General features: G+C 67.2%; 16 protein-coding genes. 5 read left to right on the forward strand and 11 right to left on the reverse strand.

From position 1 onward, the window contains the following. Positions 1 to 149: 149 nt before the first annotated feature. Both U9J33_RS20840 and U9J33_RS20845 read left to right on the forward strand, forming a co-directional pair. Entirely contained in the window at positions 150 to 3,626 is a 3,477-nt protein-coding gene (locus tag U9J33_RS20840) for a response regulator (RefSeq protein WP_324699872.1), read from the forward strand. A 23-nt stretch (positions 3,627 to 3,649) separates the two neighbouring features. After that, positions 3,650 to 4,471 (forward strand): CheR family methyltransferase, encoded by an 822-nt coding sequence (locus U9J33_RS20845; RefSeq protein ID WP_185999096.1) that lies wholly within the window; start codon positions 3,650 to 3,652, stop codon positions 4,469 to 4,471. A 26-nt stretch (positions 4,472 to 4,497) separates the two neighbouring features. Here U9J33_RS20845 and U9J33_RS20850 read toward each other — a convergent pair whose 3' ends face one another. Further along, entirely contained in the window at positions 4,498 to 6,774 is a 2,277-nt protein-coding gene (locus U9J33_RS20850) for a DPP IV N-terminal domain-containing protein (RefSeq protein ID WP_324699874.1), read from the reverse strand. Between the two features lie 293 nt (positions 6,775 to 7,067). Between U9J33_RS20850 and U9J33_RS20855 the strand changes: the two genes are divergently transcribed. After that, positions 7,068 to 8,702 (forward strand): M28 family metallopeptidase, encoded by a 1,635-nt coding sequence (locus U9J33_RS20855; RefSeq protein ID WP_420719922.1) that lies wholly within the window; start codon positions 7,068 to 7,070, stop codon positions 8,700 to 8,702. 70 nt (positions 8,703 to 8,772) lie between these two features. On the opposite strand, the gene ubiM is transcribed toward U9J33_RS20855, so the two are convergent. After that, positions 8,773 to 9,960 carry a 5-demethoxyubiquinol-8 5-hydroxylase UbiM gene (gene ubiM, locus U9J33_RS20860; RefSeq protein WP_324699877.1) on the reverse strand — a complete coding sequence of 396 codons (1,188 nt, stop codon included), beginning with the start codon at positions 9,958 to 9,960 and terminating at the stop codon, positions 8,773 to 8,775. 104 nt (positions 9,961 to 10,064) lie between these two features. Beyond that, on the reverse strand, positions 10,065 to 12,437 hold the full coding sequence (locus tag U9J33_RS20865; protein ID WP_324699878.1) for an adenosylcobalamin-dependent ribonucleoside-diphosphate reductase: 2,373 nt from the start codon (positions 12,435 to 12,437) through the stop codon (positions 10,065 to 10,067). 33 nt (positions 12,438 to 12,470) lie between these two features. Here U9J33_RS20865 and U9J33_RS20870 point away from each other — a divergent pair, with 33 nt between their 5' ends. Further along, positions 12,471 to 12,680 carry a hypothetical protein gene (locus U9J33_RS20870; protein ID WP_054438636.1) on the forward strand — a complete coding sequence of 70 codons (210 nt, stop codon included), beginning with the start codon at positions 12,471 to 12,473 and terminating at the stop codon, positions 12,678 to 12,680. A gap of 82 nt (positions 12,681 to 12,762) precedes the next feature. Here the strand turns inward: U9J33_RS20870 and U9J33_RS20875 are convergent, their stop codons facing one another. The 3 genes from U9J33_RS20875 to U9J33_RS20885 all read right to left on the reverse strand — a co-directional run bounded on the left by U9J33_RS20875 (position 12,763) and on the right by U9J33_RS20885 (position 15,622). Beyond that, the gene (locus U9J33_RS20875) at positions 12,763 to 13,365 is read right to left on the reverse strand and encodes a TetR/AcrR family transcriptional regulator (protein ID WP_054438638.1); all 603 of its coding nucleotides are present in this window, start codon (positions 13,363 to 13,365) and stop codon (positions 12,763 to 12,765) included. 106 nt (positions 13,366 to 13,471) lie between these two features. Then, positions 13,472 to 14,287 carry a hypothetical protein gene (locus U9J33_RS20880; protein WP_132469675.1) on the reverse strand — a complete coding sequence of 272 codons (816 nt, stop codon included), beginning with the start codon at positions 14,285 to 14,287 and terminating at the stop codon, positions 13,472 to 13,474. A 216-nt stretch (positions 14,288 to 14,503) separates the two neighbouring features. Continuing rightward, positions 14,504 to 15,622, reverse strand: a complete 1,119-nt coding sequence (locus U9J33_RS20885; RefSeq protein WP_132469676.1) for an NADH:flavin oxidoreductase — start codon at positions 15,620 to 15,622, stop codon at positions 14,504 to 14,506. A 102-nt stretch (positions 15,623 to 15,724) separates the two neighbouring features. Here U9J33_RS20885 and U9J33_RS20890 point away from each other — a divergent pair, with 102 nt between their 5' ends. Then, the gene (locus U9J33_RS20890) at positions 15,725 to 16,087 is read left to right on the forward strand and encodes a winged helix-turn-helix transcriptional regulator (RefSeq protein WP_132469677.1); all 363 of its coding nucleotides are present in this window, start codon (positions 15,725 to 15,727) and stop codon (positions 16,085 to 16,087) included. Between the two features lie 6 nt (positions 16,088 to 16,093). On the opposite strand, the gene U9J33_RS20895 is transcribed toward U9J33_RS20890, so the two are convergent. The 5 genes from U9J33_RS20895 to U9J33_RS20915 form a co-directional block, all read right to left on the reverse strand. Then, positions 16,094 to 18,184, reverse strand: coding sequence for a S9 family peptidase (locus U9J33_RS20895; RefSeq protein ID WP_324699879.1), 2,091 nt, complete (start codon positions 18,182 to 18,184; stop codon positions 16,094 to 16,096). A gap of 125 nt (positions 18,185 to 18,309) precedes the next feature. Continuing rightward, positions 18,310 to 21,426, reverse strand: coding sequence for a TonB-dependent receptor (locus tag U9J33_RS20900; protein WP_324699880.1), 3,117 nt, complete (start codon positions 21,424 to 21,426; stop codon positions 18,310 to 18,312). Between the two features lie 136 nt (positions 21,427 to 21,562). After that, positions 21,563 to 22,603: a FecR family protein gene (locus tag U9J33_RS20905; RefSeq protein ID WP_185999102.1), complete on the reverse strand. Its 1,041-nt coding sequence runs from the start codon at positions 22,601 to 22,603 to the stop codon at positions 21,563 to 21,565. Further along, the gene (locus tag U9J33_RS20910) at positions 22,600 to 23,106 is read right to left on the reverse strand and encodes an RNA polymerase sigma factor (protein ID WP_292636631.1); all 507 of its coding nucleotides are present in this window, start codon (positions 23,104 to 23,106) and stop codon (positions 22,600 to 22,602) included. Before U9J33_RS20910 ends, U9J33_RS20905 begins: the two co-directional genes overlap by 4 nt. A 129-nt stretch (positions 23,107 to 23,235) precedes the next feature. Further along, positions 23,236 to 23,619 carry a ribonuclease HI gene (locus U9J33_RS20915; protein WP_185999103.1) on the reverse strand — a complete coding sequence of 128 codons (384 nt, stop codon included), beginning with the start codon at positions 23,617 to 23,619 and terminating at the stop codon, positions 23,236 to 23,238. Between the last annotated feature and the right edge of the window lie 3 nt (positions 23,620 to 23,622).

The following is a 23,622-nucleotide window of genomic DNA, read 5'->3' on the forward strand; positions in this document are numbered from 1 at the left end:
CGTCAACTCCCGGCCGCGCGCGATGTTCCCGCAGCGGCGGATGCGAACGTGAACAAGATGCTCTTGCTATCCGTTCGCATCCGCCGCAATCGAGCACACCGGATGTTCCGAAGGCCGGATTCCACGGGCCGATACAACAGGGCGCACGCATGCCATCGACGATTACGACCTCCGGCCTGAAGGCTCGCTTCCGGCTCGATCCCGGCACGACCTTCGGCCTCGCCGTCGCCATCCTGTTCTTCGTAGTCAGCGGAACTTTCGCCTATTTCAACGTGACGGTGCTGCGCGACGATGCGCGGCGGATCGTCCATTCCCATTCGGTGATCGTGGCGCTGGACGAACTGCTGTCCTCGCTTCAGGATGCGGAAACCGGCCAGCGCGGCTATCTGCTCACCGGTAGCGACAAGTATCTCGACCCTTACAATGCAGCGCTGGCGGACGTGGATGCGCGGGTCGCGAAGATCGCCTCGCTGACTGAGGACAACGACGAGCAGCAGGCCCGCATCGCGCCCCTGCGCCGCCATATCGACGCCAAGCTTTCCGAGCTGAAGGAGACCATCGCGGCGCGCAAGGCCGGGAACATGGTGGGCGCGCTCGCCATCGTCGCCACCGATCGCGGCAAGCTGGAAATGGACGCGGTTCGCGCGCAGCTTGCCGACATGCAGCGGGAAGAGGCGCGGCTGCGCCAGACCCGGCTCGCCGAAATGGAGCAGGCCTACCGGTCCGCATGGATCAGCGGCGTGCTGTCCTGCTGCCTCGGCATCGCGCTGACGCTGACCGTAGGCTTCCTGATCCGCAAGGCGGCGGCAGCGGCCGAGCAGCGTGCGTGGCTGCAATCCGGGCAGGTCGGCCTTGCCGGCGCCGTGATCGGGGACCAGCCGGCCGAGCAGCTGGGCGAGAGCATCCTGGCCTTCCTTACCCGGTTCGCGGGCGCCCAGGCCGGCGCCGTCTTCGCGGGGGAACGCGGCCATTACCGCCGCGTCGCCGCTTACGGTGTTCCCGCAGGCGCCGGGATCGTCGAGCGTTTCTCCCACCGCGAAGGGCTGCTCGGCCAGGTCGCGGCGGACGGCGAACCCGTGCTGCTGTCGGACATTCCGGACGGCTACCTGACCATCGGCTCGACATTCGGCAGCGACAAGCCCCGCCATCTCGTCATCGCCCCCGCCATAGCCGAAAATGTCGTCCACGGCGTGATCGAACTGGGCTTCCTGCATCCCGTCGGCCCCGAGATCATGGCCTTCCTGGCGGAGATTTCCGCGTCGGTGGGGATCGCCCTGCGCTCTGCCCGCTACCGTGCCGACCTTCAGCACCATGCCGAGGAACTGCAGGTCCAGAGCGAGGAACTGCGCTCCTCCAACGAGGAACTGGAAGAACAGGGCCGCAATCTCAAGGAATCGCAAGGGCGGCTGGAACTGCAGCAGGCAGAGCTGGAACAGACCAATTCGCAGCTTGAGGAACAGGCGCAGCTCCTGGAGGTCCAGCGCGACGATCTCGCCCGTTCCAACGCCGCGGTCGAGGCCAAGGCCCGCGAACTGGAGCAGACCAGCCGCTACAAGTCGGACTTCCTCGCGAACATGAGCCACGAACTGCGCACGCCGCTCAATTCGCTGCTGATCCTCTCCAAGCTGCTGGGCGACAATCCGCGCGCCAACCTTTCCGACGAACAGGTCCAGTACGCGCGCACCATCCAGTCCTCCGGCAACGACCTGCTGGCGCTCATCAACGACATCCTCGACTTGTCCAAGATCGAGGCCGGGCATCTCGAGGTCAGGCCGGAAACCGTGCTGGTCGAGCGTCTGGCCAGCGACATGCGGCAGGTGTTCCAGCCGGTCGCCGCCGATCGCGGGCTCGATTTCGAGATCCACGTCGCGCCCGGCTGCCCGGCCACGCTCGATACCGACCGCCAGCGGCTGGAGCAGATCCTCAAGAACCTGCTGTCCAACGCCTTCAAGTTCACCGAAAGCGGCAGCGTTAGGCTCGCCATCGAGCCGGAAGCCGCCGGAGCGGACGGCAAGGCGCGCATCCTGCTTTCGGTGACAGACAGCGGCATCGGCATTCCCGAAAGCCAGCAGCAGGCGATCTTCGAGGCGTTCCGCCAGGCGGACGGCACGGTGAACCGCAAGTACGGCGGCACCGGGCTCGGCCTTTCCATCTCCCGCGAACTGGCCCGCCTGCTGGGCGGCGGCATCTCGCTGTCCTCCACGCCCGGCCGGGGCAGCCGCTTCGCCCTGTCGCTGCCGCTCGCCTACGACGCGGCGCTGGCCGGACCGCAGGTTCAGGCCCCAGTTCAGGCCCGCGTTCAGGCGCAGGTTCAGATGGGCGGGCATTCCGATCTTCCCGCCCGCCTGCTTCCGCTGGCCCCGCATGGCGGCAGTCAGCCCGCCCCGGCCAGCCCGGTCCAGCAGATAGAGGACGACCGCGACCGGCTGGTGAGCAACCAGCGCATCCTGCTGGTGGTGGAAGACGACGCCGCCTTCGCCGGGATCGTGCGGGACCTGTCGCGCGAAATGGGCTTCCAGTGCCTCGTCAGCGGCACCGCCGCCGAAGCGCTGAAGCTGGCGCGAACCTTCAGGCCCAGCGCGGTCGTGCTGGACATCGGCCTGCCCGACCAGTCCGGCCTCGCCCTGCTAGACCACCTGAAGCGCGATGTGGAGACGCGGCACATCCCGGTCCACGTCGTGTCCGGCAGCGATCATACCCAGACCGCGCTCACGCTTGGCGCGGTCGGCTATCTCGTCAAACCGGTGAAGCGCGAGGAACTGGCCGGCGTGCTCGAAGCGCTCGCCGCCCGGCTGGCCTCGGCCACGCGCCGCATCCTCATCGTCGAGGACGATCCGGTCCAGCGCGAGGCGATGGGCCGCCTGCTGGCCTCCGGCGATGTCGAGACCGTGGGCGCTGCCACCGGCGCCGAATGCCTCGAACTGCTGCGGGACCAGACTTTCGACTGCATGGTGCTGGACCTTGCCCTGCCCGATGCCAGCGGCTTCACGCTGCTGGAAACGCTGTCCCGGGAGGGGACCTATGCCTTCCCGCCGGTGATCGTCTATACCGGCCACGATCTTTCGGCGGACGACGAGCAGCGCCTGCGCCGCTATTCGGACTCGATCATCATCAAGGGCGCCCGCTCGCCCGAGCGCCTGCTCGACGAGGTATCCCTGTTCCTGCACCAGGTCGTGACCGAACTGCCCGAGGAGCAGCAGTCGATGATCCGGCAGGCGCGCAACCGCGACGCGATCCTCGAAGGCCGCCGCATCCTCGTGGTCGAGGACGACGTGCGCAACATCTACTCGCTGACGCATATCCTCGAACCGCAGGGGGCGGTGATCGAGATCGCCCGCAACGGACAGGAAGCCATCGATGCGCTGGCCCGCGCCGGGGACGACGCCGCCCGCCGGATCGATCTGGTGCTGATGGACGTGATGATGCCGGTGATGGACGGCCTCACCGCCACCCGCGAAATCCGCAAGGACGGGCGCTGGGCGAAGCTGCCGATCATCACCCTCACCGCCAAGGCCATGCCGGACGACCAGGAACGCTGCATCGCCGCCGGTGCGAACGACTACATGGCCAAGCCGCTGGACGTGGACAAACTGCTCTCGCTGGTCCGCGTCTGGATGCCGCGCTGAGCCCGGTGGACACGGATCGCGCCATGGACGAGCAAGCCGTCGAGGATATCGAGATCCACCTCCTGCTGGAGGCGCTGCACCGGCGCTACCACTACGACTTTCGCAACTATGCGCAGGCCTCGGTCAAGCGGCGGCTGCGGCAGGCGCGCGAACTGATGGGGCTGGAAACCTTCTCGGCGATGCAGGACCGCGTGCTGCACGATCCCGCCATGGTCCCGCGCCTGCTGGCCTTCCTCACCGTGCAGGTCAGCGAGCTGTTCCGCGATCCCGGCTACTTCCGCGCCCTGCGCGAAAAAGTGGTGCCGCACTTGCGGACCTATCCCTCGCTGAAAGTCTGGGTGGCGGGATGCAGCACGGGCGAGGAACTCCATTCGCTCGCCATCCTGTTTCGCGAGGAAGGGCTGGAGGAACGCACCCAGTTCTACGCGACCGACATCAACCCCGATGCGCTGGCCGCCGCCGCACGCGGCGTCTACCCCCTGGACCGGATGGCCGCCTTTGCCGAGAACCACCGGCTCTCGGGCGCCGCCGCGCCGCTGACGGACTACTACACGCAAGGCCGGGACGGCGCCGCCTTCGATCCCGCGCTGCGCGAACGCGTGGTCTTCCACGACCACAGCCTCGTGACCGACGCGGTGTTCTCCGAGATGCACCTCGTGTCCTGCCGCAACGTCATGATCTACTTCGACCGCGCGCTTCAGGACCGGGCGGTGGGCCTGTTCCGGGATTCGCTGATCCGCAAGGGCTTCCTCGGCCTCGGCGCGAAGGAAAGCCTGCGCTTCTCTGCGCATGCCGAAGCCTTCCGCGATTTCGCGCGAGAGGAACGGATCTACCAGCGCCAGTAGCGGGGCCGGTGCAGGCCCCGCGGCCGTCAGTCCTGCAGGCTGCGCACGAAGAACTCGGACAAGCGCCGCGTCACATAGTCGATCGGGCCTGTGGAACGGCCCACGCTGTGCTCCCCGCCGGGCACCACCAGCAGGTCGAAGTCCTTGTCCGCCTTGATGAGCGCATCGGCGACCTGCATGGTCGAGGCGGGATCGACATTGCTGTCCTGCTCGCCCACGATCATGAACAGCTTGCCCTGCAGCCGCGCGGCATTGTCCACGCCGGAGGCATCGGCATAGCTCTTGTCCACCGGCCAGCCGAGCCATTGTTCGTTCCAGCTGATCTTGTCCATGCGGTTGTCGTAGCACCCCGCCATGGCGACGCCCGCCTTGTAGAAATCGCCATGGAACAGCAGCGCGTTGAGCGTGCTCTGCCCGCCCGCCGAGGCACCGTAGATGCCGACGCGGCCGATGTCGTAGGCGGGGTCCTTCGCGGCCAGCGCCTTGTGCCAGAGGATGCGGTCGGGGAAGCCGGAATCCTGGAGGTTCTTCCACGCCACGTCCTGGAACGCCTTGGACCGGTTGGCCGTGCCCATGCCGTCGATCTGGACGACGATGAAGCCGAGATCGGCCAGCGCCTGCATCCCGATCACCTTGTCGCCGCCCGAATGATAGCCGAAGGGCCAGAAGCTCTTGGGCACGAAGCTGTCGTGCGGCCCGGCGTAGATGTTCTCGATCACCGGGTACTTCTTCGCCGGATCATAGTCGCGCGGGCGCACGACGAGGCCCCAGATGTCGGTTTTGCCGTCACGCCCCTTGGCGGTGAAGACTTCCGGCGCGCGGAACCCGGCAGCGGTCAGGCGGCTGATGTCGCCCTTGGCGATCGTCTGCACCAGCGCGCCGTCCGCCGTGCGGTGAAGTTCGCTGACATTGGGCAGGTCCACGCGCGAATAGGTATCGACGAAGTACTGCATGTCGGGCGAGAAGCTGACGGTGTGGTCCGCACGCTCGGGGCTGAGCGGCGTCAGGTTCCGGCCGTCAAAATCGATGCTGTAGTAATGGCGGAAATAGGGGTCTTCGCCCGCATTCATGCCGCTGGCGACGAACCAGATCCGGCGCTTTTCGTCATCGACCCTGACGACCTCGCGCACCACCCACTGGCCGGTGGTGATGCGGTTCTTCACTTTGCCGGTGCGCCCGTCGATCAGGTAGAGATGGTTCCAGCCATCGCGCTCGGAAGCCCAGACGATCTCGTTGCCCAGCCCCTTCACATCGTGGGAATAGCGGCGATCGGCATAGACGAAGGTCTTCGCGTCCTCGGTGACGGCGGCATGGGCCGCGCCGCTGGCGGCATCGACCGAGACGATCCGCGCCTGCCCGAAGCCGCGCCGCACATAATCGAATTCCACGCTCCTGCCGTCTGCCCGCCAGCGCGGGCCGGACAGTTCGTAGGCGTTGGGGAACAGCGCCGGGCCCACCACGGTCTGGCGCCTTTCGGCAACGTCGAACAGCACCGGCTGCTCCTGGTCCACGGCATCGCCGGGCTTGGGATAGAGCTGGGTCCGCAGGCCCGGCTGCCCCTTGCCCTCCGGCGCCGCCTCGACCCGAAGGACATGGCGCGCGTAGCCGGGGCGAACGCGGTAGATCATCAGGTGGCGGCTGTCGGGCGACCAGGCGATGGTTTCGGGATCGTAGAAATTGCCCGCCGATCCGTCCGTGCTCAGGCGGACGGCCTGTGTGGTGCCCGCGCCGCGCAGCACGAGGTTGTCGTCCTCCACCGTGGCTTCCCACTTGCCGTCGGGTGAAAGACGCGGGTGATTGTCCGCCGGAATGGAAAGATCGCGCACGACGCCAAAGCCGCGCGGACGGCGCGGGTCTTCCTGCTTTTCGCAGACATAGTCCGCCAGCGTGCAGCGCCAGCCGTCCTCGTCGAGCCAGAACTGGATGGTCTGGCGGTCTCCGGCATAGTCGAAATCGGCAAACGGCAGGCGCAGCGCCTGCACCGGGCGGCCCAGCGCCGCCGTCAATGCGGCGGCAAGGCGCTGCTGGTCGAAGGCGGGGCTGCGCGCAAGCGTGCGGGCGTCCACGGTTTCGAAGGCGAAGCCGCCCTCCACCGTTTTGCGATAGGAGAAGGCCGCGCCGTCCGGCGTCCAGTGCGCGGGCCAGGCCACGTCGCGGGTGAGGTACTGCCAGTTCTCGCGCAGGGCGATGGAGCGGTCGATATCGGCGCGTCCGGGCGCCGCCAAGGCGCCGGCGGACGACAGGATCGCGGCGCAAACCGCGGCAATTCCGATGAAACGCGGAGCGCGGGCAAGAGACGACATCTGGCGGAAAACCTCGTATGCGATGGGAGCGCAAAGCAGAAAATACGATCGTATACGATATTACGCTAGCGCTGCAAGGCGCGATTTCCGCTTGCGCCATGGTTCTCCCGCGAAATCGATTGCGCTGCCGCCGAACACGCAAACTGTCGAAAAACAGTCATCCGCCCTATCGACATTGCCCGCCGGATCGGCATTTTGGGCGGCAGCGGATCGATCCGATCCAGACCTCTGTCCGGCCGACCGGCCAAGGAGCTTCGATGACCTCCCTCACCTTCCGTTTCCCGCGCAAGTCGCTGCGCACGCTGGCGCTTGGCGCGCTGCTTTCGGCATCCACCGCCGCCCTGGCCGCGCCGGCGCCGAAGTTCGACGTCGCCCGCATCTCGAACGACATCAAGACGCTTTCCAGCGACGATTTCGAGGGACGCGGCCCGGCCACCCCCGGCGAGAAGAAGACCATCGACTACATCGCCGCGCAGATGAAGGCCGCCGGGCTCCAGCCTGCCGGAGACAAGGGTTCCTGGTTCCAGAGCGTGCCGCTGCGCATGTCGAACATCGTCGGCACGCCCAGCCTTGCGATGACCATCGGCAGCGCCGCCACCCCGCTTTCGCAAGGTGAACAGATCGCCGTGCGCGCCGCCGAAACCGGCCAGTCCTCGGTCGCCTTCAAGGACCTGCCGCTGGTCTTCGTCGGCTACGGGGTGAAGGCCCCCGAACGCGGCTGGGACGATTTCAAGGGCGTCGATCTCAAGGGCAAGATCATGGTCGTGCTCGTCAACGATCCCGATTTCGAGGGCGGCGAAGGCGATTTCGGCGGCAAGCTGATGACCTATTACGGCCGCTGGACCTACAAGTACGAGGAAGCCGCCCGCCAGGGCGCCGCGGGCGTGCTGGTCGTCCATGAAAGCGCGCCTGCCTCCTACGGCTGGGCCACCGTGAAGAACTCCAACACCAACACCATGTTCGACATCGTGCGCGCCGATCCCAGGGCCGCGCACACGCAGATGGAAGGCTGGATCCAGAAGGATCTCGCCGCGCAGCTCCTCAAGGCTTCGGGCATCGATTTCGAAGCGGCCAAGGCCGCCGCCCGCAAGAAGGACTTCCAGCCGATCCCGCTCAAGGCGACGATGAGCGCCGACTATGCGGTCAAGTCGGACATCATCACGTCCTACAACGTGGCGGGTCTCGTGCGTGGTTCGAAGTACCCGGACGAGACGGTGATCTATTCGGCCCACTGGGATCACCTCGGCGTCGGCCTGCCCGATGCGAAGGGCGACCGCATCTACAACGGCGCGCTCGACAACGCCTCCGGCACCGCCGCCCTGCTCGAACTCGCCCGCAGCTATGCCGGTGGCCCGCCGCCGCAGCGTTCGGTCCTGTTCCTGGCCGTGACGGCCGAGGAAAAGGGCCTGCTCGGCTCGGAATTCTATGCCGACAACCCGCTGCGCCCGCTGGCCACCACCGCCGGGGTCATCAACATGGACGGCCCCTTCGCAATCGAAAAGACCACGGACTTCAGCATCTCCGGCGCGGCCAAGCTCGATCTGCTGACCATGCTGACCGAGGAAGGCGGCAAGCTGGGCCGGCACTACACCCCGGACTCGCGGCCGGAAGCGGGCAGCTTCTACCGGTCGGACCACTTCCCGATGGCCAAGCGCGGCGTTCCCGCCATTTCCTACGATGCGGGCAACGAACTGGTGAACGGCGGCGCGGCGCGCGGCAAGGAACTGGCCGACATCTACACGCGCGATCGCTATCACCAGCCCGCCGACGAGTACGACGCCAGCTGGAACACCAGCAGCTGGGTCGGCGACATGACGCTGCTCTACAACCTCGGCAATCGCCTTGCGAACGGCCATGTCTGGCCGAACTGGTCGCAGGACAGCGAATTCCGCGCCACCCGCGACGCCACGGCCGCCCAGCGTCCCTGAGGCAAACCGGACGCCCCCGGCCGCCGACACGGCGGTCCGGGGGCGGTCCTCGCAAGTATGTCCGAAGGCGTCAGGGCTGCATCAGCATCCGGCTGACCCCATGGCGCAGGCGCGGCAGCCGCTGCGCCGCCCGCAAGGCCACATGGCGCGCCGCCTTCGCCGCGGGATGCTCCGCCGTATAGAGCCCGACGATGGCGTTCGTCCCGGCATAGATCGGGCGGCTGGCGAAACGGTGCGCCGCCTCGTAGCGGCGCAGCAGCCAGGGCGAGCCGATGTCGCGGCCATGGCGCGCCGCATCGGCCACCAGCCCGCCCAGCCGCAGCGCCCCGGCCAGCCCCAGGTTGAAGCCATGCGCCGTCACCGGATGCATGCCCACGGCGGCATCGCCTATCAGCGCGGCACGCTCCGCCGCGAAATGGCGCGCATAAGTCGTCGCCAGCGGATAGACTCCGGGGCCCGCCATTCCCGGCTGGGGCACCACTGTCATCCGCCCCAGCCGCGACTGGAAGCGCCGGGTGATCTCGGCCCCCAGCGCCTCGGCGTCCAGCGCGGCGAGCGCCTCGATCCCGGCAGCATCCAGCGTCAGCACCGCCGAGGACATCCGCCCGCGAAGCGGCAGCATGGCGATGGTCTGGCCATAGTCGAACCACTCTGTGGCAATCCCTTCATGGTCGCGTTCATGGGCAACACGGCAGACCATCATCGCGCGTCCGGTGCGGTTCACTTCCGCCGCGATGCCGAGCTGTTCGCGCACCGCCGAGAACCGCGAATCCGCCGCGACCAGCAGGCGCGCCTCCAGCCTGCGGCCATCCGCGAGTTCAACCACGGCCCCCTCCCGCGTGGCCCGCGCCGAAGACACCGCCGCGCCGGCCAGCAGGTCCACCCCCGGCTGCGCGTGAGTGACCGCGAACAGCGCGCGGCGGATCAGGTGATTGGGCACGAGCTGGCCGAGCCGGTCCTCCCCCGTGCCGCCGGTATCGAAGGCCAGCGCGAAGGGAGAGCCTGCGTTCAGCACGCGGGCTTCGCGCAAGGGCGAGATTTCGGCCGGATCGATCGCCTGCCATGCCCCCAGCGCCTTGAGCGAGGCCTCCGAACGGTGCGTGAGGGCGATCTCGCGCCCGTCGCATCCCGGTTCGGCAAGCGCCCTGCGCGGCTGCCGTTCGACCAGCGCCAGCTTCAGCCCGGTCCCGGCGAGCGAGCGGGCAAAGGCAAGCCCCGCCGGCCCGCCGCCGACCACGATCACGTCATATCTCGTCATGCGAATTTCCGAGCCATTCGAAAGCGATTGATAGCTTCCCATGGCAGGCGGACGAGAGGCGCGAAATGACCCGCGTCAATCTCCGCTGCCATGGGCGCATCCGTTCAGCCGCACTTGCTGAAGCCGCACTGGGTGCAGGTGAGGCAGCCCTCCTGCATGTGCGCGGCCGGCTGCCTGCAGTTGGGGCACTCCTCCCCCTCGCCCGCCCCCGAAGCGGGGGCCAAAGCGGGGGCCAAAGCGGGGGCGCCCTCCTCCTGCCCCTGCGCATGTTCGCGCAGGATGCGGCCGATGAGGGCGATCAGGCTGGGCGCGTAGCTGCCCTTGGTATCGTGATCGAGCGCCACGAAAGCCCCGCCCTTGGCCGAGTGAACCCGTTCCAGTTCCTCGAAGATGAAGCGCGCGTCACCCCGGCGGCACACGGCGGAAAGCGTGCGGGTCAGCGCGGCCATCGTCTCGAAGTTCTCCGCCGAACTGGTGTTGATGAAGATCTCGAAGGGAATGCGCCGACCATCTTCGGCAACATAGTCGTTGATCGTCAGGTAGTAGTTCTCGCCGTCCACCGGCCATTTGATCTTGATGGTCTTGCCGGGCAGCACTTGCGGGCGGGCGGGCACGGGCGTGTCGCCCGGAAAGGCGGGCTTCGCTGGTTCGGGCTGCCCGGCTTCCTGCTTCGGTTCCGCCGACGATTGCGCCACAGGTTCCGACAGGACCGAACCGCGCACCCCGCTAGGCCGATAAGTGGTGCAGCCCTTCATCCCGCTTTCCCAGGCGGTGAGGTAGACCGCCCTGAACGCATCGTAGGACATGTCGGCTGGGCAGTTGATGGTCTTGGAAATCGCCGCGTCGATCCACTTCTGCGCCGCCGCCGCAACCGCGATGTGATCCTCCACCGAAAGCTCCAGCGCGGTCACCATATAGGGCGGCAGCGGCGCTGCCGGATCGAATTCCGGCAGGCGGCTGTAGAGATACCAGCCATAGTCTTCGACCGCGAAGCTCTCGGTCTTCTGCTCGGTCGCGGTCTGCTCAACCACGACGGCGCGGTTGTAGCGCCAGGAGAAGCTGGGCTCGATGCCGGAACTGACATTGCCGTAGAAGATGCTGGTCGTGCCCGTGGGCGCGATCGTCAGCAGCACGCCGTTGCGGATGCCGTGCTTCGCGATGGCCTTGCGGATGTCCTGCGGCAGACGGTCCAGCATCGGCGCGCGGCCGAACGCCTCCGCGTCATAGGCAGGGAAGCTGCCACGCTCGCGCGCCAGTTCGATCGAGGCGCGATAGGCCTCGGCCGCCATGAACGCGCAAATCTCCTCCACCATCGGCACCGCATCGCGGCCATAGGGCAGGCGCAACTGCTGGAGCAGGTTGCCCAGCCCCGTGAAGCCAAGGCCGACACGGCGCTTGTCCTGCGCTTCGAGGCGCTGTTCCTCGGTCGGGAAAGGCGAGGTTTCCAGCACGTTGTCGAGGAACCGCACGCCGATCCGCACGGTCTCCTTCAGCCGCTCCCAGTCGACCCGCGCCGCATCGCCGAAAGGTTCGAGCACCATGTTCGCAAGGTTCACATGGCCCAGATCGCAGTCGCCATTGGGGGGCAGCGGCTGTTCCCCGCAAGGGTTCGTGGCCGAGATCGTCTCGCAATAGGAGAGGTTGTTCAGCCGGTTCACCCGGTCGATGAAGACCACGCCCGGTTCGGCATATTCGTAAGTCGTGCGGGTGATGAGGTCGAACAGGTCCGCCGCCCTGATCCGCCGGTAGACGTACCAGGGCCGGCCGTCGCGCTCGGTCACCGCAACATGGGCGCCATCGGCGCGCGGCACGTGAAAGCCCAGGTCCCAGTCGGCATCGGCGTCCAGTGCGGCCATGAAATCGTCCGTCACCGCGACCGAGACGTTGAAGTTCCTGAGCACGTCCTTGCGGGTTTTCGCCTCGGTGAAGGCGATCACGTCAGGGTGCCAGATGGGCAGCATCGCCATCATCGCCCCGCGCCGCGATCCGCTGGAGCGGATGGTGACGCACATGCCGTCCCACATCACCATGAACGGGATCACGCCCGAAGAGACCGAATTGGTCCGCCCCACCACGGCCCCGTCGGGCCGGATGGTGCCGAAATCCATGCCGATGCCGCCGCCCTGCTGCTGGGTGAAGGCCGCGACCTTGAGCGCGTCCATGATCCCGGCGCCGGGCAGGTCCGGCTCGGTATCCATCGAATCCTGGATCGTGGGGCTGACGAAGCAGTTGATCCACGTCACCCGCTTGCCGGTGCCCGCACCCGCGAAGATGCGCCCGCCGGGCACCCAGTCCCGCGCCTCCAGCGCCGCAAGCGCCTGAGCCGCGTGCGCGCCGTCGTCCTTCGCATAGACGCCCGCCACCACGCGCCGGAACGTGTCCGAGGGGCTCTGCTCGTCGGCGTGCCGGTACTTCTCCTTCCAGACGTGGAGGGTGACGGGCTGGTCGAGCGGACCGGGCGAATTCGAGATCGACATGATGGTTCCTTGCCGGATGGATCAATACGGGAGGTGCGCGTCATCACGGGCCGAAACCTGGATAACGACCGGATGGGCATTCTGGTTGTCGGAGCGGACGGAAAGACCGGCGGCGGTTCGCGCACGCCGGCTTTGCAGGCTCAGCGGCGGTTCTGGCGCGCCGGTTCGCGGGGCGACGGCGGCCTGCCGGAGGCGCGCGGACACAGGGCGCCGAAGCGCCTGTTGCGATCGTTCATGAGGTAATCTCCGCGGCATCCGCGAACCGGACACCGATGGGATTCAGGATACCGCCCGGTCTTTGAAATTCAACCCCGACCCGAAATTATCATCCGGCGATCGCCAACTCGCCCTGCCTTTCGCGGGCCAGCAGCGGCGGCAGGGCAAAGCGGACGAGCGCCCCGGCGCCAGGCGCGGTAACGAAAGTGAGCGCGGGGGCATAAGCGATCTCGAACAGCAGCGCGCCCAGCACTTCGCCATCGGAGGCGACCCCCGGGAAACGTCCGAGCAGATAGGCGCCGAGCCTGCGCCACTGTGCGCGCACGATCTCCTCCTGCCGCCGGAGCGAGGCCGAACCCATCGGCGCGACTCGCGCATGTTCCAGCACGGTGAGCGACCATCCGCCGCTTTTCGAGCGTTCATCCGCCCATTCGGCCAGCACATCGACCACCGCGTCCAGCGTTTCGGCGCGATCGAGGCGCTTCAGCAGCTTGCCGAGGTTCTCCTCAGACTCGGTTTCAAGCACGGCGAGGAAGATCGCCTCCTTGCCCTCGAAGTTGGAATAGACCGCGCCCTTGCTGTAGCCGGCGGCTTCGGCGATCCGGTCCACCGAAGTTACCGCATAGCCATCGCGCCGGAACAGGTCGCGCGCGGATTTCAACAGCCGCAGGCGCGTCAACGCCTGGCTTTCACTTCGCGTCAGACGCGTCATTGCCCACTTCTCCTGTCGTGCCGCCCTTTGGGCGTGCATTATCCGCATACCCTATAGTACGCGGAAAGGAGAAATGCACCGGGAGAGATCGGCGTCGTGCGCGCCGCTATCTCGCCGCCGCCAGCGGGGTCGCCTCGACCGCAGCGGCGCTGGCCGCGCCGAAACGGGCTTCCCACGCCGCCAGGTCGGCACGGTACTGCTCGTAGCTGTTGTAGAATTCCGTGAACGGCGCTTCCGCTTTCGCAAGGCCGGAAGGCGCGAAGGCATCGAGCTGGCCCGCCGGCACGTTTTCGAGATCGACCGTCAGCGCCAGCGCCGCATTGCAGAGCGCAGGCACCACCGGGGGCAGGGCGAAGAAGTTGTAGACCTGGGTCTGGTACGCCTCGCGTTCGCGCACGCCCTTGGCGCCGAAGCGGGTGCGGTACTCCTTGTCCAGCGTCTTGTTCGCAGCCGCCAGCGCCTTGGCATGGCGTTTCTGGAAATCGGCATAGCCCGGCAGGATCGGCGCATATTGCGCGCCCATGCAGTTGAGCGCCGCGACATTGTAGGCGGAGCGCAGGTTCCACACGGCCTGCGCGGGCGAAACCCCGGTGTTGACGGTATGGCGCAGGCCGTCCGCCGCCAGCGCGGGGATCACCATGTTGGGCGCGGCGCCCACCGGAGGCATCGGCCGGGGCGGGATCACCACGACCGGCGGCGGCGGCGGCGGTGCCTCGACGATCTTCGCCGGGCCGCAACTGGCCACGCCGCCCAACAGCGCCAGCGCCAGCAGCCGCAGCCCGCGCGCTGGGCCCCGAGCCGAAAGGGCCTTCGCCGCGAACAACCCGCCCGCAAGCAGGCTTGCGCCATGGGCGTGCCGCTCACGCCCCTCGTCACCTAGCGTGCCGAAATCTTCCCCGGAATGACCGACGGCCGAGATCATCTTGGACACCATCCCCCACTTGCATGCGCTGATCCGATAACACGCAGCCGGCCGGAACCGGCCCGGTCTGCACGTTCGCGCAGCCTAGTTCGGCTTACCTTACGGCTGGCTTACAAGACGGCCAGCAGCAGGCACGGAGGGATGCGGGGCCTGAGCGGAGAGGGGGAATTTCCTTGCCGCGGAGCATGAAGGTCATGCTCCGCGGCAAGGAACCGATCAGACCAGTTCGCCGAGCGCGGCGGCGTCGAAGCCCTTGAGCTTTTCGCCTTCGCCGTCACGCACCTTGGCTACCCAGTCGGGATCGCTGATGAGCGCGCGGCCCACCGCGATCAGGTCGAATTCGTCGCGCTCCATACGCTCGACCAGATCGCCGAGGCCTGTCGATTGCGAGCTTTCGCCGCCGAAGGCCGCCAGGAACTCGCCCGAGAGCCCCACCGAACCGACGCTGATCGTGGTCGCACCGGTCAGCTTCTTGGCCCAGCCCGCGAAATTGAGGCCCTTTTCCCCGTCGATTTCGGCGAATTCGGGCTCCCAGAAACGGCGCTGCGAGCAGTGCAGGACATCGACACCGGCATCGACCAGGGGCTGCAGCCAATCCGCCATCGCCTCGGGCGTTTCGGCCAAGCGGGCGCGGTAGTCCTGCTGCTTCCACTGGCTGAGGCGCAGGATGATCGGATAGCCGGGGCCAACCGCCTCGCGGACCGCCGAAACCACTTCGCCCGCGAACCGCGAACGTTCGCGAATGGTCGCGCCGCCGTAGCGGTCCGTCCGCTCGTTGGTGCCGGCCCAGAAGAACTGGTCGATCAGATAGCCGTGCGCGCCGTGAATCTCGACGGTATCGAAGCCGAGGCGCTTGGCATCGGCGGCGGCGCGGGCGAAGGCGGCAACGGTGTCGGCTATGGCTTCCTCGCTCATCGCCTCTCCGCGCGGCTGGCCGGGGGCGAGCAGGCCGGAGGGGCTTTCCACCGGCACGCCGGGGTCCCAGCCGTCCGGGCCGACGGTCGATCCGGTGTGCCAGATCTGCGGGCCCATCTTGCCGCCGGCGGCGTGGACGGCGCCGATAACCTGTTCCCAGCCGGCCAGCGCCTCATCGCCGTGGAACAGCGGAATGCCCGCCATGTTGCGCGACGCGGGCCGATCGACGACCGTCCCTTCCGAGAGGATCAGACCGACGCCGCCCTCGGCACGGCGCTGGTAATAGGCCGCCTGCGGAGCGCCGGGAATACCCTCGGGCGCGAAGCCGCGCGTCATCGGTGCCATGACGATGCGGTTGGGCAGCGAGAGCGAACCGATGGTGATCGGGCGGAACAGGGTTTCGGTGGCGGATGCCGACATGCTCGAAAAGTCTCCGTTGAAGCAGGTGGCCATTAGGTATAATCTGGAAACCTAGCGTCAATGAGGCACCTTTGATAGCCTAGGTATACTGGAGGATACCGCTTGCCCGAATGCCAGCACTTCGACATCAACTGCCCGAGCCGCCTGCTGTTCGACCAGATCGCCGACAAGTGGTCGATGATGGTCCTCACCGTGCTGGACCCGGGCCCGATGCGTTTCAATTCCATCAAGCGCCATCTTGAAGGCGTGACGCAGAAAGCGCTCACCCAGTGCCTGCGCAAGCTGGAGCGCAACGGCCTGCTTTCGCGCCGGGTGATCCCGACATCGCCGGTGGGTGTGGAGTACGAGATCACCGGGCTCGGCCGCTCGCTCCACGCGCCGTTCAAGACGCTGTACCGCTGGACCGTGGATAATTTCGACGAAGTCGAAGCGGCGCGCCAGGCGTTCGACCGGCGCGCCGCCTGAAGCCGATCACTCGGCCGGCGCGCCCGTGAATGCGGCATCCGTTTCGGCCGCATCTTCGCCCTTGCCGGAAGCCGGGGCCTTTTCCGCCTCGTAAGTCCCGCCGAACACGCGGGCGGAGAACCAGTCCATCTGCACGTTGATCTGGAACAGGCGGTGGCGCAGTTCGCGGAAGTTGTGCGGCTCACGCGGGGCAAGGTAGAGCGCGGTATCCACCCCGAGCGCCGAGAGCGCGCGGTAATACATCACCGATTGCGCCGAGGGCACGCGTTCGTCCTGCGCACCGGCCAGGATCAGCGTGGGCGTCGTCACCTTGTCGACGGCGGCGAGCGGCGAATAGTCCTGATAGAGATCGCGCCGGGCGGTTGTGCCGTAAGGCGGCGTCACGAACCACTCCTTGCGCTGCCAGCGCGAGTCCGAGCCGAGATACATCGAGGGCCAGTCCACCGCGCCCGCGCCGACTACCGCCGCCTTGAAACGGTCGGTGACCGTCTCCAGCCGGGCGGTCATGTGGCCGCCCGCGCTCCAGCCCATCATGCCGAGCCGGTCGGGATCGGCCATGCCGCGCCGCACGAGTTCGTCGACGCCGGACAGCACGTCCTTGTCGGCATGGCGGAAGTAACCCGCATTCATGCCCTGGAGGAACGTGTCGCCGTAGCCGGTGCCGCCGCGATAGTTGACGCTGAGCACGAGCACCCCGCGCGCCGCCAGCAGCGGCAGGAAACGGCCATAGGCGAAGACGTTGAACTGGTCCGCAGAGCGCGGACCGCCGTGGCTCTGCACGATCGTGGGATAGGCATGGCCGGGCACATAGTCGAGCGGGTAGGTCACCAGTCCTTCCAGTGCCTGTCCGTCCGGCGCGGTCCAGTGGATCGCTTCCTGCCGCGGCAGGCGGTAGCGCTCGGCGATGCCGTCGTTGAGGTGCGTGACGCGAAGCGGGCGCGGGCTGCGCGGGTCCAGCCGCAGCACTTCCTCGGGCTGGAGCGCGCTGCGTTCGGTATAAGTCAGCATCCGCCCGTCGCGGGAAAGCGCGATGGAGGAGATCACGCTGTCCCCGCCCGCCACCTTGCGCCAGCGGCCACCGGCGGCCGGCACCGCGTAGAGCCCGGTGCGCACGCCTTCCTGCGCGGTGAAGTAGATCGAGCGGCTGTCGGCGGACCACAGCGCCTCCTCGATCGCCCAGGGCGGACCGTCGGCGAGTTCGCGGATTTTCCCGGTGGCGAGGTCCACCACGAAAAGATTGGCGTTGAACGTACCGTAATGCCCGTCGCGCGCATTGGCGCGGAACAGCGCGGAGCGTCCGTCGGGCGCAAGGCGCGCGCCCATTTCCTGGTAATCGTTGTCGGTCAACCGGCGATCCGCGCCGTTACCCTTATCGCCGTTCACGCGGACCCACAGTTCCGAGGCGGCCTGATCGTCGAGCAGCCGCGAAGTGGCGCGCCGGTAGAGCAGGACGCCGCCATCGGCGGAAATATCGAAGCCGCGCACCTCGAAGTCTCCGGAGACGATCTTCTCGGCCTTGCCGGTGGCGAGATCGGCCTTCCACAATGCGCGGCGGGCGCCGGGGGATTCGAAGGCGACCATGTCGTCGCGCTCCTTCTTGCGCGCCGCCAGTTCCTTGCCGTCGGGAAGGTTCGCCAGGAAATAGATCGACTTGCCGTCGCCCGACCAGACCAGATCGGCAGGGGCGGTGCGCAGCGTGGTCAGCTTGCGCGCTTCGCCGCCATCAGCGGGAAGCAGGTAGATCTGGCTCGCCTTGTCCTCGTCCCGGCGGTCCACAAACGCGATCGTGCGCCCATCGGGCGACCAGGCGGCATCGGTTCCGCCGTCCGCCAGCATCCGGCGCGGCTTGCCCGACGCGGTATCGACGCTCCACAGCTCCGTCACCGCGTGGTTCTTCTTCCAGTCCGCCTGCGACACCCGGTAGAGGATCGAGGAACCGTCGTTCGCGGGAAGCGAACTGCCTGCCCGCGCGATACTCAGCAGGTCCACCGCCCCCATCGTGGCGCGCGCGCGCACGGCGGCATCCTCTCCGGCGAAGGCCGGAACGGCGGGCAGGGCAGGCGCCAGCGCAGCGGCCAGGAGCAGAGAACGGAACATTCGGGAAGCGGCGACCATGGGCATCTCGCGTCAAAAAGGCCCGGCGGCACGCAGGCACCGCCGGGAGGGGGATGGACTTTGAAAATGTACGGGGGGAGAGAAACCGCCCCTCCCCCGCGCCGGGCTCAGAACTGGAACTGGGCTCCGAGCGTGAAGGAACGGCCGGTCACGCCATAGACCGAGTTGTAGTTGTACTGGCTGCCGCTTTCGGTGCCGTCCGGAAGGAACGGTCCGTACTTGTTGAACACGTTGCGGACCGAGCCGAAGATCCGCAGGTTCGGGTTGGCCAGCGGCGGCGTGATGCGGAAGCTCAGGTCATGGCGCCAGTAGGCCGGCACGTTGAGGAACAGCGGATCGGTGATCCCTGCCGCCGCGAAGCTGGCCGCCGCCTCGTTGCTGTCCACGGCCTTGCCGATGTAGACCGTGGTCCACTTCAGCATGAAGCGCTTGGAGTTCCAGGCGAGGCTGGCCTTGGCGCTGTCCTTCGAGGTGCCGACTTCGCCCAGCCAGTTTTCCGAGGACTGGCTGGCGATGCCCTGGTACTTGGTGCCCAGTTCCAGCCGGTGGTTGTAGTTGAGCGAGAACTGGATGTTGCCGGGGATGACTTCCGGGCGGAACTGGTACGCCACCGCCACATCGATGCCGCGGGCGCGCAGTTCGTCGAGGTTCTCCTGCTGGTTCACCAGGCGGGTGATCTGGCCCTCGGCATCGCGGGTAATCGCATCGCAGAAGCGGTTGCCGTAGCCTTCCGCATCCGAATAGCATTCGAGCATCTGGTTGGTGTTCGACAGCGCCGAAATCGCATCCTTCACCCGGATGTCGTAATAGTCCACGCTGGCCTGGAAACCGGGAAGGAAGCCGGGGTTCACCACCACGCCGGCGGTGAAGGTATAGGCGGTCTCTTCCTTGAGATCGGCATTGCCCGCATTGGGGGCGTTCACGCTGGTGCTGTCCTGCCTGAACACGCCGTCCGCCGCGATGGCTGCGGCAATCCCGGCGTTGCTGCGGCAGTTGTCGGCAACCGTTCCTGCGGTGGCGGCGGTAACGCCGCTGCAGATATCGACCACGGTGTCGTAATCGTCACGCGGCGGCGAATAGAGCTCCGTCGTGTCCGGCGCGCGCTGGGCGCGGCTGAACGTGGAGCGCAGGTTCATGCCGCGAACCGGTTCCCACTGCGCGCCTGCCCGGTAGCTCAGCGTGGTGCCGACCCCGGAGAGGTTGTAGCGCGCCACGCGCACCGCCCCGTCGAGGCTGAGGCGATAGATCAGCGGAATGTCGCGCAGCAGCGGCACATTCGCCTCGGCATAGGCTTCGCCGACCTTCACCGTTCCCGCATATTCAGGGATATAGGCGAAGTTGCTGTAGCCGCTCGCGGTCAGTTCGTCGGTATGGGTCTCGGTATGGTCGCGGCGCAGCTCGAAGCCGGTGGCGATCTGGACCGGACCGGCGGGCAGTTCGAACAGCGTGCCCGTGAGGTTGCCGCTGAGCGTGTGCTGGCTGTTGATCGACTGATACCAGACATTGCCGCGAATATAGTCGGCGGCGGCATCGCTGATCGAGCCGATGCCGAACATGTTGAGCGGCACGCAGCCGTCCGCCCGTGCGGCCTCGTCGGCGCAGACGATCGAACCGTCGCTCAGCCGGGTCGCGTTGAGGGCGTACTGGACGTGCTGGTAATTGACGCCGTTGGTCCGGGTCTGGTTCTGTTCGAAGCGGCCGAAGCCGTAAGTCACGTCCCAGTTCCAGTTGCCGAAGACGGTGCCCTCGAACCCGGCCCAGGTCCGCCAGGTCTCGCGCTTGTTGTCGATCGCCATCTGGCCCACCTCGGTAAGGCGGCGGCGGAAATCGATCCCGGAACTGGTCGAGGCGGCGGCGATCACGTCCGGCACGAACGGATTGGTGCGGGACAGACGGCCCAGCGTGAACTCGTCGTTGACGCCGTAGCTGGACGAGTTGGACAGGTAATAGGGTTCGCGAAGCGAATTGGTGGTGATCCGCGAATAGAGCACCGTCGCCTTGAACTTCAGGCTGTCGCTGAATTCGTAGCCGATCTTGCCGGCCGCGCTGATGCTCTCGCGCGGGACGATGAGCGTGCCGTTGGTGCGGGAATCGTAGCCGTTCTCGGCCGTCACGAAGCCCGACTGAAGGCCGTTCTCGTCATAATAATAGGCGCCGCGGCTGCTGAGGAAGCGTCCGCCCGGCGTGTAGCTGCTGAGCGCGGGCGAGGAGACCGTGTTGCTGGTGGCATCGTAGCTGACCGATTCCAGCGCCCAGTCGCGATCCCTCGCGCTGAGGGCGTACTGCTTCTCGTAAGTCCCGGTGGCCATCAGATAAAGCCGGTCGTCAAGGAACTTGCCGCCTGCGGCGAGCGAGTATTCCGTGCCGTCGCCGCCGCCGTCGTTCGTGGCGGTGCCCGCTGCCCTTCCCTTGATCCCGATCAGGTTGTTGTCGGTCATGATGTTGACGACACCGGCGATCGCGTCGGACCCGTAGACGGCCGAAGCACCGCCCGTGCTGACATCGATCCGGTCCACCAGAAAGGTCGGGATCGTGCTGAGGCTCACCGCGTTCGAATTGCCGACGTTGGACACGGTGCGATGACCGTCGATCAGCGTAAGCGTGCGGTTCTGGCCGAGGCCGCGCAGGCTGACGGTCGAAAGGCCGTTGGTCTGCGTCGAGGTCTGGCCTGCCGAAAGGTTGAGGCCCTGATCCACGCCGGGAATGTCCTGCAGGGCTTCGGCAAGGTCGCGGTAGCCGTGCTCGGAGATGTCCTCCTTCTGGAGCGCCACCACGGGGATCGGGGAATCGAACTCGGTGCGCCGGATGCGCGAGCCGGTCACGACCAGTTCGGTCATTTCAGGTTCGTCGCCTCCGGTATCGGCCGCCGGCTGCGCCTGCGAAGCCGGTACTGGAGACACTGGAGCACGGCGGACCACGAAGACGCCCGACGCGCCCTGCTCCGCCGTCAGCCCGGTGCCGCGCAGCAGCTGGCCCAGCGCGGCGCGGGCGGTGAAGCTGCCCTTGAGTGCAGGCACCGTGCGGTTCGCCACCGAAGCGCCGTCAAAGATGACCTGCTGCCGCGCCGCCGAAGCGAAGCTGCGCAGGGCGCTGCCCAGGCTCTGCGACGGAATGTCGAGATCGAAGCGCTGTTCCTCGGCAAAGGCCGGAACCGCCTGCGCCATCAATACCGCTGCAACGGCGCTGCCCGCACCCCAGCGGGATGCAGCAAGAAATTTCCCCATGTTTTGCGACCCCTGTTTGATTGATTGTTGCCGCAGGGTGAGACGCGCGGTGCCGCCGGAGGGACAGCGCCGTCCCGGAAACTTTTTTCAGTCCCGGGCGTCAGGCGCCGCTTTTTCCTTCCCCGATCCTGCCTTTTCAGCGCCGCTCGATCTTCCAGCCGTCGCCCTCGGCGCTGACCTCGATCGGATAGAGCGCGGTGACGCCGTCAAGGAACGCGCGCGCATCGCCCGCCCGGAACACCCCGTTGACGACGATCGCCCCGGTCTGCGCATCGGCCAGCGCGATCGGCTGGCGCGAATAGCGGTTCACGCGTTCCACCGCGCTGGCCAGCGTCGTGTTCTCGAAGACCAGTTCGCCGTCCTGCCACGCCTGCCCCGCGCCGATCTGGAACGGCGCAACGCGCGGAGCCTCGACACCCTGCGCCAGTGCAACCATCTCGTTGCCGGGCGTGAGCTGCGGTTCGGACGCAAGGCGGCGCGGCCGGAACTGCTCGCTTGGCGCCATGCCGCGCCCCGCGGTGCGATTGACGACGGCCACGTGCCCCTCGAAGAGCTGGACGTGAACGTCCCTGCCCAGCAGTTCGACGGAGAACGACGTGCCGGTGGCCACGACGATGCGGTTGCCCGCCGTCACGGTGAAGGGCCGCAGCGGGTCCTTGGCAACGTTGAACCGCGCGCGCCCCCGCACCAGCACGAGCGAACGCCGGTAATGCCCCAGATCCACGTCCACGGTGGAATCGCCGTCGAGGGCAAGCTGCGATCCGTCGTCGAGCAGGACCGTGCGCCGCTCCCCGATGCTGGTGGCATAGCGCTGCGAATGATCGCCCCACACCGACAGGACGCCGAGGAAGGCCAGCAGCAGCGAGGCCGCCAGCGCGACCGCGAACAGCGACTTGCGCACTTCGCCGCGCCGCCGCCCGCTGTCGGTGCGGTCCTCGTAGTCGCAAAGCGCGGCAGTGCGCAGGCTGATGATGTCGGGCTCTTCGCCCAGACCGTCCAGCGCGCGCGACATCCGCGCCATGTCGGCGAAGGCATCGGCATTGTCCGGCACCGCCAGCCAATCGTCGAACTGCGCCTGGTCGGCCTCGCTCATCGAGCCGTCAGTGAGGGAAAGATACCAGGACGCGGCCTCTTCGGCGCGCGGATCGACGGTATCGGTGATGACGGAATCCTTCATTTTACGTCTCCCATCCGGGAGGCGAGCAAGGCCATGGCCTTGGCGATCTGCTGCTTGACCGCGCTTTTCGAGATGCCGTAGCGCTCGGCGATGGTGTCCTGGCTGAGCTGCTCGAACTTGTAGAGCACGAACATCGTCCGTGTGCGCTCCGGCAGCGCCTCCAGCGCGCGGACCAGTTGCTCCACCCCCTGCCGTCCGCTCGCGATCGCATGGGGATCGACAAACTCGACGTCGCGGCGCTCCTCCGCTTCCACGAAATGGCGATAACGCTCGCGCACGCGGTAGCGTCGGTGCCGGTCGGCCAGCAGGTTCACGGCGATCTGGAACACGAAGGCGTCGGGGTGGTCGACGCCGGAATCGTGCCGCAGCATCCGCTCGAAAACCTCCTGCGTGAGGTCCTCGGCTTCCGCGCGATCCCCGATACGGCGCGAAAAGAACGACATCAGGACACGCCGCCAGCGCCGGTCGAATTCTCCGATGTCATTGCGTGCCTGCACCCGCACGGCGGTCTCCTTACCAGCGCCCCTCCTTACCGGCGGCAAGTCGTCAGCACCGGGTAAGACGCGCGAACGCCGCCTAGGGACAGGAGACAACCTGTGCAATGCCCTCCGAATTGCGCCTGCCGGAGCGCCCTATCGCGGATGCCGCGCGGCAAGCGCGATCCCGGCGAGATTTTGCCCGCGCCTGATCCAGCGGACCCTGGCCGGCGCGCCCTTGGCCACCAGCGCCCGGAATGCGGCGGCATGTGCACCATCGGCCTGCCCGGTCCTGAGAACCGCATCGGCCCGCCGCACCACTTCCCGCGAATCCCCGATCAGCTCTATCTCCGCCTCACCCGAAGCCTGCGCCAGTTCCAGCGCGCGGATCAGCGCGAGCCATTCGGCATCCTCATTGCCGCCCTGCCCGAGATCGGTGAACAGGTGCGCGGTGCCGCGCATCACCACGGCCACCTCGATCGGGCCGGGATTGGGGCGGCAACCGCCATCGAAGAAGACTTTCAACCTGCGCCGGGACATGAG

Source organism: Novosphingobium sp. RL4 (assembly GCF_035658495.1).
GTDB lineage: Bacteria > Pseudomonadota > Alphaproteobacteria > Sphingomonadales > Sphingomonadaceae > Novosphingobium.